The sequence below is a fragment of the Microbulbifer maximicatervae (SeqCode) genome, from assembly GCF_052467815.1.
The window spans coordinates 1908731-1923594 of sequence record NZ_CP174326.1; the positions used below are offsets into that span (position 1 = coordinate 1908731).

The following is a 14864-nucleotide window of genomic DNA, read 5'->3' on the forward strand; positions in this document are numbered from 1 at the left end:
GTTTTAATCAGTCAATTTCTCTCACGGCACCTCGGTCTGCGCTGGTGGCGAGCATGGCATAGGCTTTCAGTGCCTTGCTGACCTTGCGGGGGCGCTCCTCAACAGGTTTCCAGCCGTTGGGACTTTCTTCCATTTCCCGGCGTCGCTTGTCGAGCTGACTTTCCTCAATAACGATTTCAATTTTCCTCGCTGGAATATCAATACGTATCAGGTCTCCATTGCGAACCAGAGCGATATTACCTCCGGATGCTGCTTCCGGTGATACATGTCCAATAGAGAGGCCCGAAGTACCGCCTGAGAAGCGGCCATCGGTAATTAATGCGCAGTGCTCCCCAAGCCCCTTGGACTTTAGGTAGCTGGTGGGGTAGAGCATCTCCTGCATACCAGGTCCACCTTTAGGACCTTCGTAGCGGACGATAACAGCCTCACCTTTACTGACCTTCCCTTCGAGGATATTGGAAACCGCCTCTTCCTGGCTTTCTACTACGTGGGCGGGGCCTTCGAATTTCCACAGCGACTCATCGACGCCGGAAGTCTTCACTACACAGCCATTGGGGGCCAGGTTACCAAAGAGAACGGCGAGCCCTCCCTCAGAGGAGTAGGCGTGCTCAGCAGAACGGATACAGCCACGCTGGCGGTCTGCATCTAAAGTGGACCAGCGGCATTCCTGGCTGAAAGCTGTTTGGGTGGGAATGCCTGCGGGGCCCGCGCGATAGAATTCCACTACAGATTGGTCGTCCGTGCGGCAAATATCCCAGCGCGCCAGGGCATCGGCGAGCGAACCACCGTAGGCGGTTGGTAGTGAAGAGTCGATAAGACCTGCGGCCTCCAACTCCCCGAGGATGGCCATTACACCACCGGCGCGGTGTACATCTTCTATATGGTATTTCTCGGTATTGGGGGCAACCTTGCACAGCTGTGGAACCTCACGGGAGAGGCTGTCGATATCTTCCAGGGTAAAGTCAATCTCACCTTCCTGAGCGGTTGCCAGCAGGTGCAGGATGGTATTTGTGGAGCCTCCCATGGCGATATCGAGAGCCATGGCATTGCGGAAGGCTGTGCGGTTGGCGATGTTGCGCGGCAGGGCAGTTTCGTCATCCTGCTCATAGTAGCGTTTGGTCAGGGTTACGATCTCGCGGCCAGCGCGGAGGAATAGCTCCTTGCGGTCGGCGTGAGTCGCTAGCATGGTGCCGTTACCAGGGAGTGAAAGCCCCAGGGCCTCGGTCAGGCAGTTCATGGAGTTCGCTGTAAACATTCCTGAGCAGGAGCCGCAGGTCGGGCAGGCAGAGCGCTCATACTCAGCAACTTCCTCGTCGGAGGCCGTATCTGTAGCGGCGATCACCATAGCATCTACTAAGTCGAGCTTGTGGTCAGCCAACTTGGTTTTGCCGGCCTCCATGGGGCCACCGGAGACAAAGATAACTGGAATGTTCAGGCGCATGGCTGCCATCATCATTCCCGGAGTGATCTTGTCGCAGTTGGAGATACAAACGAGGGCGTCGGCACAGTGGGCATTGACCATGTACTCCACTGAGTCAGCGATAATTTCGCGGCTGGGCAGGCTATAGAGCATGCCGTCGTGACCCATTGCGATACCGTCATCCACAGCGATCGTATTGAATTCCTTGGCCACGCCGCCGGCGCGTTCAATCTCCCGTGCGACAAGCTGTCCCATATCCTTCAGGTGCACATGCCCAGGGACAAATTGGGTAAAAGAATTGGCAATAGCAATGATCGGCTTGTGGAAATCCTCATCCGTCATACCGGTGGCACGCCACAAGGCGCGGGCTCCGGCCATATTGCGACCGGCGGTAGAGGTGCGGGAGCGGTATTGGGGCATAAGTCACAGATTCCAGCTGGCAACAATGAATGCGCCAGCTTAACAAAAAATGGACTTTCCTGGGATATTTTTGCGTAAAAACTACCGATCAAAGGATTATTAAGGATGAGCATTTCAAATTTTTATGACTAAGTGGGCTGACTTTTCCCCAGGCGTTTACGCAGGATTCTCGAATTGCGCTGAATGTTGTACAGGGACTTCCGCGCGGTAGGCAGCTCACTGATACCGACTTGCTCAAAGCCCTGTTCGATAAACCAGTGCTCAGTCTGGGTGGTAAGGACGTAGAGTTCATCGACCTGAACTGATTGTGCTTGTCGCTCAAGGTGGCGCATCAGCTTGGCACCACGCCCGCCACCGCGAAATTCCGGATGGCTGGCAAGGCAGGCGACTTCGGCTGCTGTGGTTGTTCCACTGGCATCTTTAATCGGATATAGGGCTGCACAGGCAACTGGAGTGCCGTCCACTTCTACCAGGGTGAAGTGTTCGATTTCTGCCTCGAGTTTCTCGCGGGAGCGCCGTACCAAAACGCCATCTTTCTCTAGCGGTCGGATTAGGCCGAGGATACCGCCTACATCGGTAATTCGCGCCCTGCGTACCACTTCATAGCTGTCTCGGTAAATCATGGTTCCGGCCCCTTCTCTGCGAAACAGCTCTTGAATTAAGGCTCCATTTTGGCAAAAACTGAGCAAGTGGGTGCGGGCAATTCCGGCGTTACAGGCTCGAATGGCGCAGCTTAGAGTTGCGCTTTGAACTTTGGGTGAGACCTGTTCCGCTTGCAGTATGCTCAGCTCATGTATCGTATTTCCGTCCACTTGGAGTTGCTCAGGTTCGCGGAATAGCACCAGTTTTTCGGCACGTAATACCCTGGAAGCTTCGGCGGCCAAGTCGAGGTAATTGATATTGAATAGCTCCCCAGTCAGGGATGTACCCAGGGGGGAAAGGAGTACTAGAGAGCCTTGGTCCAGAGTTTGCTCCAGGGTGCTCACGTCCATGCGCCTCACGGTGCCGGTCCAGCCCAGATCTACCCCGTCCAGTACGCCACAGGGGCGTGCTGTAACAAAATTGCCTGAGACTACTTTGAGGGCCGAACGCGCCATAGGCGAGTCTGGCAGCCCCTGGGAAAAAGCGGCTTCAATATCGAAGCGCAGTTTACCCACTACGGACTTAACAATCTCCAATGTCTCACGATTGGTAATACGCTGGTTCTCATGAAATCGGTTTTCAATGCCGCGATCATCCAGGGCTCGATTGATTTGCTCTCGCGCACCGTGCACAACAACCAATCTAACCCCAAGGCTGGCAAGCAGGGCCAAATCATGTACCAGATTGCGGAAGTTGGCATGCTCTAGAGCATTGCCGGGAATACCAACTACTAGAGTGCGACCGCGCAGGTCGTTGATGTAAGGTGCCGCGTGGCGAAACCAGTTCAGGGAGGCGTTATCGTCGCTCACTAATTATTACCGTGTGCAAGTCTTCTAGTGTTACTGCCTGGAGGCGGGCGCAGGCTCTTTATAGGCAAAAACGGCCAATCAAGTCGCGCAGAATATTGACCATAGGGTTGATACGATCCAGGGCGAGAAATTCATCCGGCTGATGTGCTTGATCGATATCGCCGGGGCCGAGCACAATAGTGTCAATATTCAAACTCTTCAAGTAGGGCGCTTCGGTGCCAAAGGCAACACTTTCAGCTGGGTGACCACAGAGTTGTTCTGCAGCTTTAACTAACTCTGAATGTGCATCTTGTTCAAAGGGCGCAGTACCGGGGAATAAAGAGGTCACTTTCACCTGAATTTTATTGTCTTGTGGAATGGTAAGTATGCGTTTGTTTAGCTCTTCCCGTAGATCTGCAAGCTGCATCCCAGGCAGCGGACGTATATCAAACTGGAGTTCAGTGTGACCGCAAATTCGATTGGGATTGTCACCCCCATGGATACAGCCTAAGTTCATTGTGGGCACAGGAACAGCAAATCCGGGATTGTTGTATTTTTGCTGCCACTCTTTACGCAAGACTAATAATTCGCCGATGACTTTGTGCATGGCCTCGATAGCATTGGCTCCCAGGCTGGGGTCCGATGAGTGGCCTGATTGCCCGGTAATACGCACCGCCTCCATCATAACGCCCTTGTGCATACGTATCGGGCGAAGTCCGGTGGGTTCACCTATCACAGCGTAGCGCGCCCGAGGCTTGCCGGCCTCAACGAGGGCACGGGCACCGCTCATACTTGTTTCTTCATCGGCTGTAGCGAGGACGATGAGTGGTTTTTGCAATGGTTTATCGAGAAAAGAATTTGCAGCCTCTATGACCAGAGGGAAAAAGCCTTTCATGTCACTAGTGCCGAGGCCGTAGAAGCGGTTGTCACGCTCTAAAACCTTAAAGGGATCTGATTGCCACCGACCTGCATCAAAGGGCACTGTGTCGGTATGCCCTGATAGGACGAGCCCGCCATCGCTGTCACCCTTGCCACCGAGGGTGGCAATCATATTGGCTTTATTGGGTGAGCCCTTTAACGGCATTACCTCAACATTGAAGCCAAGGCTTTCCAACCATCCCCCCAAAAGCTCAACTACGGGGCGATTACCCATATCTAGAGAAGGGTCTGTTGCACTGACACTAGGGCAGGCAATCAACTGATGTAATTGGGTCTTAAGGTCAGGTACTGCGATACTCGTCATGGTGACTTTCCCTTTTCTTGTAGCGCCATTCATTCAAGATAACAGCGACTCCGATCAGGCTTCCCCCCAATGTGAGGCGAGTTAGATCGGCATCCCGATTCCAGATTAACAGATTTACTAACAAACCAGCGGGAATCAGTGCATTGTTCATAGCGGCCAGGGTGCCAGTGGAGACCTGTGTGGCTCCCTTATTCCACAAGAAATAGCCCAGACCTGATGCCACCAGACCCAGCCAGAGTAAAGTACTCCATTGTTGCGCGCCTTGTGGGTACTGCGGCTTTCCAAGAAGGAGCCAAGCTACAAAGGTGACTGCGCTGGCACCGATAAAAAACCAGGCGAAGGTTTGTCTTGGAGGGAGGGATTGCTCGCTGGGCATCAGGCGCTTGTATGCCACCTGCCCTACGGCAAAACATAGGTTGGCGCCCTGGACGACTACAAACCCAATCCAAAAGTCACTACTGGGAGAGCCCCAGCGAATAGTGGCTGCTCCCAATACAGTCATGGCTGCGATAGTGAGGTTCCAGACAGAAAAGTGCCTGTTAAGGAAGTCCTCAAGGGCGGTGATATACAGGGGAGTGAAAATAGTAAATAGAAGTACTTCGGGGACACTGAGCAGTAAGAATGACTGGTAGTAAAACAAGTACATCAGCCCCAGTTGTACAGCACCGATCACAATTAAACGTATCGCGGTACAGGGAGGGCAACCCTTCCATTTCAGCATGGGTATAAATACCGCTGTGGCAAGGAGCACCCGTGTCATTGCGGAAAAATAGCTATCCACCTGTCCGGCCAGGTAGGCGCCTATCAAACTGAAGGAAAAGGCCCACAGAAGAGTGACAAACAACAGTAATGGCATCAGGGTGAATTCGCAGGCATAGATTGGTCGGTGGGTTGGGCCCAGTTTATTTCCCTAAATATTAATGCCAGAGGAGCGAAATAGATATCGACAGGAAGCCTTACTAAAGTGGTGGATATGAGAGGCATAAAAAAAGGGGGCTTTAACCCCCTTTGCTGATCTGCTTTGTGTGCTGCTTCGGTTTTAGCCGAACAAGCCTTTGAAGAAGTAGAAGAACAGGATCGCAATACCTGCACCTGCTGGTAGGGTGACTACCCAGGAAGCGGCGATAGTGGTGATCATACGCAGATTCAACGCACCGATACCTCGCGCAAGACCAACGCCCAATACCGCACCCACCAGAGTGTGAGTTGTGGAGATAGGCAGGCCAGTACCGGAGGCCAGTACCACGGTGGAGGCTGCGCCTAATTCGGCTGCGAAGCCACGGCTTGGTGTCAGCTCGGTGATTTTCTTACCGATAGTGGCCATTACCTTAAAGCCGTATGTCGCCAGGCCCACCACAATACCGATACCGCCGAGCAGTAATATCCAGGAAGGCATAGTGGATTTGACGGTGATAGCGCCGCTCTGGATGGTGTTAACTACGGCTGCCAGGGGACCAACGGCGTTGGCGACGTCGTTGGAGCCGTGAGCGAAGGCCATGGCACAGGCGGTGAAGACCATCAGGATCGCAAATACGCGCTCGACGTTGGCGAAACGGTTTTCAGCTTCAGCTGCCGGGTCGCGCTGGACACGCTTGAGCATGGTGACCCCGATACCGGCGACAGCAAGGCCCACCAGGGCGGCGATACCGGCATCCTGGATAAAGCTGAGCTGGATATTGGCATCTTTAAGAACGTGCTTGAGGCCCTTAGTAAGGGTCACCATGGCAATCATCCAGCCCACTGCAAACATGTAGAAGGGGATGTAGCGCTTGGCATTGTTGAAGGGGTCTTCCGTGTCCAGGATCAGGCGCTGGACACTGCGGAATAACAGGAAAGACAGGGTGCCCGCGAGAACCGGGGAGACCACCCAGCTAGCCACGATACTGCCCACTTTACCCCAGGCCACTGCATCTGGGGATATACCTACCGCAGAGAAGCCGACAATTGCGCCGACAATAGAGTGGGTGGTGGATACCGGCCAGCCGAGAATACTGGCTACCAGCAGCCAGGTACCCGCCGCCAGCAGTGCCGAAAGCATACCGTATACCAACAGCTGCGGTTGGGCGGCGAAGACTTCAGAATCGATAATGCCTTTGCGGATGGTTGCGGTAACCTCTCCGCCTGCCAAATAAGCGCCGGCAAATTCAAAGATCATGGCGATAACAATCGCCTGCTTGATAGTCAGTGCACGGGAACCTACGGAGGTACCCATGGCGTTGGCTACGTCGTTGGCACCGACGCCCCAGGCCATAAAGAAGCCTGCCACACAGGCCAAAATCAATAATATATGGCCGTATTGACTAATAATTTCCACGCTAAACCCCCTAACGTGCTAACAACAACTGCAGTCGGTTACCCACGCTGTGGGCGCGATCGGCAAGTTCACCGATCCATTCAATAACCCGGTAGAGGAACATAACGTCCACCGGAGGTAAGTCTTTCTCAATGGCAAACAGAGACGCACGAATTTCGACTTCGAGTTTGTCTGATTTGCGCTCCAGCTCATCCAGCTCTTCGGTCATGCGTTTGGCGATATCCACCTCACGCCCCGCAAAGCCGCTTTCCAGCAACTCGTCCAGTTCGTTGATGGCACGCAGAGCCTGTGCAGAAGTGGCGACAGCGCTCTCCACAAAGGTGGCCATCAAGGATTGGAGAGGTGCGGGAATCTGCATCTTCCTGCCAACAGCCAGGCCAGCGATATCCTGGGCGGTGTTGGCCACTTCATCCTGGGCATGCAGCAATTCCAGCAAATCGGTTCTGGACACTGGCATAAACAGGCTGTCCGGCAGATGCAGGCGCAGGTCTCTCTTGATATCGTCAGCGCGGTTCTCCGAGGCGGAGATGCGCAGTTGGATCTGTTCCGCCTCTTTGAGGTCACCTTTAATCAGTGCTTCAAAGAAGGGGATCAGGTCAGCCGATGCCTCGTGGGCCGTAGCCATATGCTTCTCGATTGGCTTAATCGGAGAGCGGCCAAATAAGTTGGCAATATTCGACAGGGCCATGGTTAGCTCCATTGCTCAGAATGCGAAAACGGCGGCATGGTACCCCAATCGGGGCAACTTCGTAATAGTGCGTTAACAGCGCACTTTCATAGCTTGATGATAGGGCTACAATGCAACGTCGCCATATGAGAATAAAGGGGTTGCCAATGGCAGAGGGCAGAGTTGCAGACCGACTACTGGAACTGCGCGGTTTATTGGAAGATTTGGTGGAGCAGGGCTTTGTCAGCCGAGAAGATGCCAACCGGATCATCGGCACTCCACGCACTGCTGAGCAGGCCCAGATGCACCCGCTTAGCTATATCGCCAGTTGTGATCTTGCCAATCAAAAACAGCCCGGCAGGCTTCTGAATAGTGAAACTCTCAATGCCTGGCTGGCGGATATTTCCTCTCACCCCTTGTATCATATTGATCCGCTGAAGATTAATGTGAGCGCTGTCACTGAGGTGATGAGCTTTCAGTTTGCCAAGCGTCACCAAATCCTTTGTGTCGAGGCGGGCGCTGAGGAGCTGTTGGTGGCAACTGCCCAGCCGTTTACCCATGGTTGGGAAGAGCAGCTGGAGCATACCAGTGGCCGCAGGGTGCGCCGTGTGGTGGCTGATCCGGCTGATATCAAGCGGCATTGTGTTGAGTTTTATTCGCTTTCCAACTCAATCTCCGGTGCCAGCGGCCTTCAGGGAACCTCAGTAGCCAATAATTTCGAGCAGCTACTGGAGCTGGGCGCTTTAAAGGACCCGGAAGCCAACGATCAGCACATCGTCAATATTGTCGATTGGCTTTTGCAGCACGCCTTTGACCAGCGCGCCAGTGATATCCATATTGAACCTCGCAGGGAGGTGGGGCGTATTCGCTTCCGCATTGATGGCGTGTTGCACCCGATCCACGAGCTACCTGACCAGGTGAATGCCGCGATTACCAGTCGCCTGAAAATTCTTGGTCGCATGAACGTGGCGGAGAAACGCAAACCCCAGGATGGACGTATCAAGACCAAAAGACCCGATGGTAGCGAGGTAGAGTTGCGCCTCTCCACGCTACCCACTGCTTTTGGCGAGAAGCTGGTTATGCGGATCTTCGACCCGGAGGTTCTCGCGCGATCTTATTCTGACCTGGGGTTAGGTGGTGACGACTTGGCTCGTTGGAAAGCGATGCTGTCACGGCCGAATGGTATTGTGTTGGTTACGGGCCCTACCGGTTCGGGTAAAACCACAACTTTGTATACTGGTCTTAAGCAGTTGGCCACCAGTGCAGTGAATGTTTCCACGGTTGAAGATCCTGTCGAAATGGTGGAAGAGAGCTTTAACCAAACCCAGGTTCATCACTCTATCGGCTTTGATTTTGCTGCAGGTATCAGAACCCTGATGCGCCAGGACCCCGATATCATCATGGTTGGTGAAATTCGTGACCTGGAAACCGCTCAGATGGCGGTTCAAGCGGCACTGACAGGCCACCTGGTTATCTCAACCCTGCATACCAATGACGCTCCAACAGCGGTTACCCGCTTATTGGATCTGGGCTTGCCGCATTATTTATTGAAGTCCACCATTCTCGGGGTGATGGCCCAGCGCTTGGTACGGACACTATGTCCCAATTGCAAACAGGAGGACAAAATTGAAGAGGTCGATTGGCAGTCTCTGGTGAAACCCTGGAGAGCGCCGTTGCCGGACAAAGTCTACCGGCCGGGAGGTTGCCTGGAGTGTCGTAATACGGGTTATCGTGGGCGTCAGGGAATTTATGAAATCCTGCCATTTAGCGAATCGGTACAAGCTATTGTCACCTCCGATTGTGATCTACAGCAACTGCGGCGCCAGGCGATGCGCGAAGGTATGAATAGCCTGAGGCTTTCCGGCGCGAAAAAAGTAGCGGCGGGTTTGACCACTGTGGCAGAGGTATTGAGGGTCGCCCCACCGCCGGATATCGCTTTTTAGCTTGGGTGGCCTCTCTGAGATAACTGTTTGAAGATGTAGAGGCCAGTGAAGTGACGCGAGGGGCGGGCTTGCTCGGCCACTCATCATTATCCGATACCACCGCTAGCTATCGGAATGCCGATAGCTAGGCAGAATTGCCCGCTGATATTCGCACCAAGGATCGACCCTCATGTTTGACAACATTCAGTGCCCAAAACCCATCCGCGCTCAACTTCAGTCACTTTGGCATGACTGGTGTGAACTGGCGGAGGCCGCGCTTGTTGTTGAGGTGGAGAGCTTGCTGGCAGAGCCATTGCTTGCGCAAGGAGTGGCTCGGAGCTTAATTGGTTCAGAATTTTTTTATCAACAGTGCTGTCGCCGCCCAGAGCTTTTACGGGATTTGTTGCTTAAACAAGATCTTGGACTCTCCCTGCCGACCATAGAAAGTGATGAGGAGTTAGACCTTCAATTGCGCTTATTGCGCAACCGGGTAACGACTGAGGTCATATTTCGCGATTTTGCCGGACAGTGGGATATTCCCCAGGCATGTCTGCGTCTCAGTGAATTGGCAGAGCTATCCATTCGTACGGCGATGCAATGGCACCATGAGAAGTTAGTTGAACGCTATGGCGAGCCTCGTAGTAGAGCTGGCGATAGTCAGTCGATGGTGGTGTTGGGAATGGGCAAATTGGGAGCCCGGGAACTCAACCTCTCATCGGATATCGATTTGATTTTTGCCTACCCTGAGCCCGGTTATACCGATGGTGAAAAGAGCATAGAAAATCAGCAATTTTTCCAAAAACTTGGCCAGCGCTTGATTAAATCATTAGATGGAATCAATGCGGATGGTTTTGTCTTCCGTGTAGATATGCGTTTGCGCCCCTATGGTGACAGTGGCCCCTTGGTAAGCCATTTCGCCGCTCTGGAGGACTATTACCAGACTCAAGGGCGTGAGTGGGAGCGCTATGCCATGGTTAAAGCTCGCCCAGTTGCTGGCAGGGAGGAGTTTGCTGAAGAGTTGATGGAGCTATTGCGCCCATTTACTTATCGCCGCTATATCGATTTCAGTGCTATTGACGCTTTGCGCGAAATGAAAGCCCTGATACAGCGGCAGGTACGCGCTCGCGGTTTAACAGACAATATCAAACTTGGGCGGGGTGGCATTCGAGAGTTGGAATTTATTGCCCAGGCATTTCAGTTAATTCGCGGAGGGCGGGAGCCCGCGCTGCGCGAGCGCAGTTTGCTCAAATTACTACCCCTTTTGGAAAGTGATGGCCATGTTGAACCGGGTGTGGCCAGTGAATTGACCAGTTGTTATTTGCTGCTGCGGAGAGTTGAACACGCTCTTCAGGCATGCCGGGATCAACAAACACAGGCGCTCCCAGCGGAGAAGGAAGAAAGGGAAAAATTGGCATTTGCCCTGGGCCGTGACAACTGGGAGCAACTGGAGAGTGAGCTGGTCGCCGTTCGTTCCTTAGTTGAACGGGAGTTTGACACAGTGATCGCTCCACCGGAGGAAATGGCTGCCCCCAGTGTGGCTGAGGAGTGGCAGGGACTCTGGGCAAGTTGCGCCGATGAAACTGCTGATGAAGAGAATTTGCAGATTTTGGAGAGTGCAGGGTTTCTTCCGCCACCGCAGGCGCTCGAGCACTTAAAAGAGCTGTGCCAGTCAACAATGGTTGCAGCACTACCGGCTTCTTCCCGTGCGCGCCTGGACCAATTTATGCCTACCCTACTGGCCGCAGCGGGGTTACAGGCTGACAGCTCGTTAGTGCTAACCCGTGTTTTACCTCTAGTGCGATCAGTACTACGTCGCAGTGCCTATCTCGTCCTGATCAATGAAAATCCCCCCGTGCTCAACCAGCTGGTACGCCTCTGTAGCGCCAGTCCATGGATTGCTGAGCAACTTGCGCGCCATCCAATCCTGCTGGATGAGCTGCTGGATTCGCGCAGGTTATTGGCACCCTCTACGGCGGCAGATATTGCCAATGAGCTGCGTCTCGAATTGTTGCGGATTGATCCCGAAGATCTGGAATTGCAAATGGAGGCGCTGCGATATTTTAAACAGAGTCAAAGCCTGCGCATTGCGGCACAAGAAGTGAATGGTGCCCTGCCTTTGATGAAAGTCAGTGATTCCCTTACCTGGTTGGCTGAGGCGATATTGCAGCAGTCATTGCAACTCGCCTGGGCACAGATGGTGGATAAATATGGTGTGCCTGCGGGGGCCTCGGCTGAGGACATGCACTTTGCCATTATCGCCTATGGAAAGCTGGGGGGATTGGAGCTTGGCCACGGTTCTGACTTGGATATTGTTTTTGTGCACGATGCGGATGCGATGCAGGTTACTGACGGTAAAACCAGTATTGATAACTTGAGCTTTTTTACTCGATTGGCACAGCGACTTATCCACATATTACAAACCCGTACATTGAGCGGGCCTCTTTATGAGGTAGATACAAGACTGCGCCCCTCGGGTAATTCAGGACTCTTGGTGACTTCAGTTGCTGCCTTTGAAAAATACCAGAGGGAGAGTGCCTGGACTTGGGAGCATCAGGCTCTGGTGAGAGCCCGATCTGTCGCCGGTAGTCTCCGCCTGAGTGAGTCGTTTCACCAGTTGCGTACGAAATTGCTTTGCCAGTCGCGAAAGAGCGATAAATTGCGTGATGAGGTGGTGGAAATGCGCAATAAAATGCGTGCGCACCTCGATAAGAGCAACGATAAAAAATTTGACCTAAAGCACGGTGAGGGCGGTATTGTCGATATTGAATTTATGGTTCAATATGCTGCTCTGGCCTGGGCAAAAACTTCGCCCTCGATCGTGCGGTATACCGATAATATCCGCATTCTCGAAAGTCTAATTGACGCGGGCCTGATGCCGGCCCAACAAGCCGGACATCTGATCGACGCCTACAAAGCCTACCGATCTGAAGGTCATCGCCTGGCACTACAACAACTGCCAGGGATTGTGAGCGATGACCAATTCACAGCGGAAAGAAAGACCGTTCAAACAAACTGGCAGCAATTACTCGGTTAATACCGGGTTTCCACCTGCTGCCCGATTAAACTGTTTTTCAGGATTTGTAGGAGTTACCCATGTCTTTTGCCGACCGCGACGGCGTTATCTGGTTTGATGGTGAATTGGTTCCCTGGCGCGATGCCCGGGTGCATGTCCTCACTCATACCCTGCACTATGGAATGGGGGTGTTTGAAGGCGTACGGGCTTATGAAACCGACACTGGTACCAGTATCTTTCGTTTGCAGGAGCACACCCGTCGGTTGTTTCGCTCCGCGAAAATAATGAATATCTCGATGCCCTATAGTGCCGATGAGTTGAATGAAGCTCAGCGACTTGTGGTGCGCGAAAATAACTTGCGGCAAGCTTACTTGAGACCAATGGTATTTTACGGGTCAGAGGGAATGGGATTGCGTGCAGAAAACCTGTCAACTCATGTGATTATTGCTTCCTGGGAGTGGCCCAGTTATATGAGCCCCGAGGCCCTGGAGCAGGGTATTAAGGTGAATACCTCCTCATATACCCGACATCATGTGAATATCAGCATGTGTAAGGCGAAGGCCAATGGTAACTATATAAACTCGATGCTGGCGCTACAGGAAGCTGTGCGCAATGGCTGCGAAGAGGCGTTGTTACTGGACCCCGAGGGTTATGTTGCTGAAGGTAGCGGAGAAAATGTCTTCATTGTTCGCGATGGGACGATATATACGCCAGAGCTGACGTCGTGCCTGGATGGAATTACCCGCGACACAGTTATTGAGCTGGCACGGGAGTGCGGCTATAGGGTGGTAGAGAAGCGTATTACCCGAGATGAAGTTTATATCGCTGACGAAGCATTTTTTACCGGTACGGCGGCAGAAGTATTGCCGATTAGTGAATTAGATGGGCGCTCCATCGGCAGCGGTCGCCGTGGCCCTATCACCGGGCGTTTGCAAAATCTTTATTTTGATGTGGTACATGGGCGGAGTGCTGCGCATCGGGGGTGGCTCAGTGATGTGGCGGGTCAGGCTGAAGTGAAAATGCGTATAGCATGAATCAAAATAAAAACCCGGCAGATGCCGGGTTTTTATTTTGATTAAGGTTTACTTAATAAGAGCTGGTGGTGTCCGGGCGTCCCACGCAGTAATAATCAAAGCCTGCCTCGCGCATTTCCTCTGGCTCGTACTGGTTGCGTCCGTCAAACACAACCGGCGCACTGAGAATGGCGCTAACTTCATCAATATCCAGAGATTTGAACTGTTGCCATTCGGTCGCGACAATCAGGGCATCGGCACCTTGTAAGGCCTCTGTTTTGGAGTCGCATAGAGTCAGGTCTTCGCGATCGCCAAAAATTCGCTGGCACTCCTCCATAGCCTCTGGATCAAATGCCCGTACCTTCGCACCCTGCTCCCATAGTCGAGCTAACAGTACGCGGCTGGGGGCTTCGCGCATATCATCTGTATTGGGTTTAAATGACAGTCCCCAGAGCGCGAAAGTTTTGCCCTGAATATCTCCCTTGAAGTGGCGCAGGATTTTTTCGGCGAGATAGTGTTTTTGACGCTCGTTGCGAGATTCCACGGCAGCGAGAATATCTGCGGCAATGCCCAGTTGTTGGGCTGAGGAAATCAGGGCTTTCACATCTTTCGGGAAGCAGGAGCCACCGTAGCCGATACCGGCGTAGATAAACTGGTAACCAACTCGCGGATCTGAACCTATGCCTGCCCGAACTGCCTCAATATCAGCGCCCACTTTATCGGCAATATTTGCCATTTCATTCATAAAGCTGATCTTGGTTGCCAGCATACAGTTGGCGGCATACTTGGTCAGTTCCGCACTTTTAACGTCCATCACCAGGATCTTTTCGTGATTGCGGTTGAATGGCGCATAGAGGTGGCGAAGCTTCTGTTCTGATTCTGCTTCGGAGGTGCCGATAATAATTCGGTCTGGCCGCATACAGTCATTCAGTGCCGAACCTTCCTTGAGGAATTCAGGGTTGGAAATAACATCGAATGGCATATCGGACTTATCCCGCTCGGCCAATTCTTCCTCAACAGCAGCTCGTACTTTGTCGGCCGTACCCACAGGTACTGTGGATTTGTTGATGATGTATTTCTTGCACTCCATGTGCTTGGCAATGGTTCTTGCAACAGTCAACACATGTCGAAGGTCTGCTGAGCCGTCCTCATCTGGAGGAGTGCCCACGGCTATAAAAATCAGCTCACCGTGTTCTACACCGAAGGCCGCATCAGTTGAAAAAGATAGATTGCCAGTGGTGATACTGTTCTTCACCATAGGCTCCAGGCCTGGCTCATAAATAGGGATAATACCCTGCTTGAGGCGGTTGATCTTGTCCGCGTCTATATCGATACAAACTACTTTATTGCCAGCTTCAGCTAAGACTGCTGCTTGCACCAGGCCCACATAGCCGGTGCCAAATACGGTTACATTCATCAGTG

At 52.8% G+C, this 14864-nt stretch carries 10 protein-coding genes; 3 read left to right on the forward strand and 7 right to left on the reverse strand.

What is annotated here, in order from left to right:
* Positions 1–7: 7 nt before the first annotated feature.
* From ilvD to ACJJIW_RS08455, 6 genes are all read right to left on the reverse strand, one after another.
* Positions 8–1840 (reverse strand): dihydroxy-acid dehydratase, encoded by a 1833-nt coding sequence (gene ilvD / locus ACJJIW_RS08430; RefSeq protein ID WP_444937095.1) that lies wholly within the window; start codon positions 1838–1840, stop codon positions 8–10.
* Positions 1841–1968: 128 nt separating this feature from the next.
* Positions 1969–3291 carry an amino-acid N-acetyltransferase gene (gene argA / locus ACJJIW_RS08435; protein WP_444937096.1) on the reverse strand — a complete coding sequence of 441 codons (1323 nt, stop codon included), beginning with the start codon at positions 3289–3291 and terminating at the stop codon, positions 1969–1971.
* Between the two features lie 58 nt (positions 3292–3349).
* Positions 3350–4513, reverse strand: coding sequence for an acetylornithine deacetylase (gene argE / locus ACJJIW_RS08440; protein WP_444937097.1), 1164 nt, complete (start codon positions 4511–4513; stop codon positions 3350–3352).
* Positions 4491–5369, reverse strand: a complete 879-nt coding sequence (locus tag ACJJIW_RS08445) for a DMT family transporter (protein WP_444937098.1) — start codon at positions 5367–5369, stop codon at positions 4491–4493. Before ACJJIW_RS08445 ends, argE begins: the two co-directional genes overlap by 23 nt.
* Before the next feature lie 183 nt (positions 5370–5552).
* Positions 5553–6827, reverse strand: coding sequence for an inorganic phosphate transporter (locus ACJJIW_RS08450; protein WP_282930993.1), 1275 nt, complete (start codon positions 6825–6827; stop codon positions 5553–5555).
* A 10-nt stretch (positions 6828–6837) separates the two neighbouring features.
* Positions 6838–7515, reverse strand: a complete 678-nt coding sequence (locus ACJJIW_RS08455) for a TIGR00153 family protein (protein WP_282930994.1) — start codon at positions 7513–7515, stop codon at positions 6838–6840.
* Between the two features lie 146 nt (positions 7516–7661).
* Between ACJJIW_RS08455 and tfpB the strand changes: the two genes are divergently transcribed.
* From tfpB to ACJJIW_RS08470, 3 genes are all read left to right on the forward strand, one after another.
* Positions 7662–9437 carry a type IV pilus assembly ATPase TfpB gene (tfpB, locus tag ACJJIW_RS08460; protein ID WP_444937099.1) on the forward strand — a complete coding sequence of 592 codons (1776 nt, stop codon included), beginning with the start codon at positions 7662–7664 and terminating at the stop codon, positions 9435–9437.
* Between the two features lie 169 nt (positions 9438–9606).
* The gene (glnE, locus tag ACJJIW_RS08465; RefSeq protein WP_444937100.1) at positions 9607–12450 is read left to right on the forward strand and encodes a bifunctional [glutamate--ammonia ligase]-adenylyl-L-tyrosine phosphorylase/[glutamate--ammonia-ligase] adenylyltransferase; all 2844 of its coding nucleotides are present in this window, start codon (positions 9607–9609) and stop codon (positions 12448–12450) included.
* A 59-nt stretch (positions 12451–12509) separates the two neighbouring features.
* Positions 12510–13463, forward strand: a complete 954-nt coding sequence (locus tag ACJJIW_RS08470) for a branched-chain amino acid transaminase (RefSeq protein WP_282930997.1) — start codon at positions 12510–12512, stop codon at positions 13461–13463.
* Between the two features lie 52 nt (positions 13464–13515).
* Here the strand turns inward: ACJJIW_RS08470 and ACJJIW_RS08475 are convergent, their stop codons facing one another.
* Positions 13516–14859: a UDP-glucose dehydrogenase family protein gene (locus ACJJIW_RS08475; RefSeq protein ID WP_282930998.1), complete on the reverse strand. Its 1344-nt coding sequence runs from the start codon at positions 14857–14859 to the stop codon at positions 13516–13518.
* Between the last annotated feature and the right edge of the window lie 5 nt (positions 14860–14864).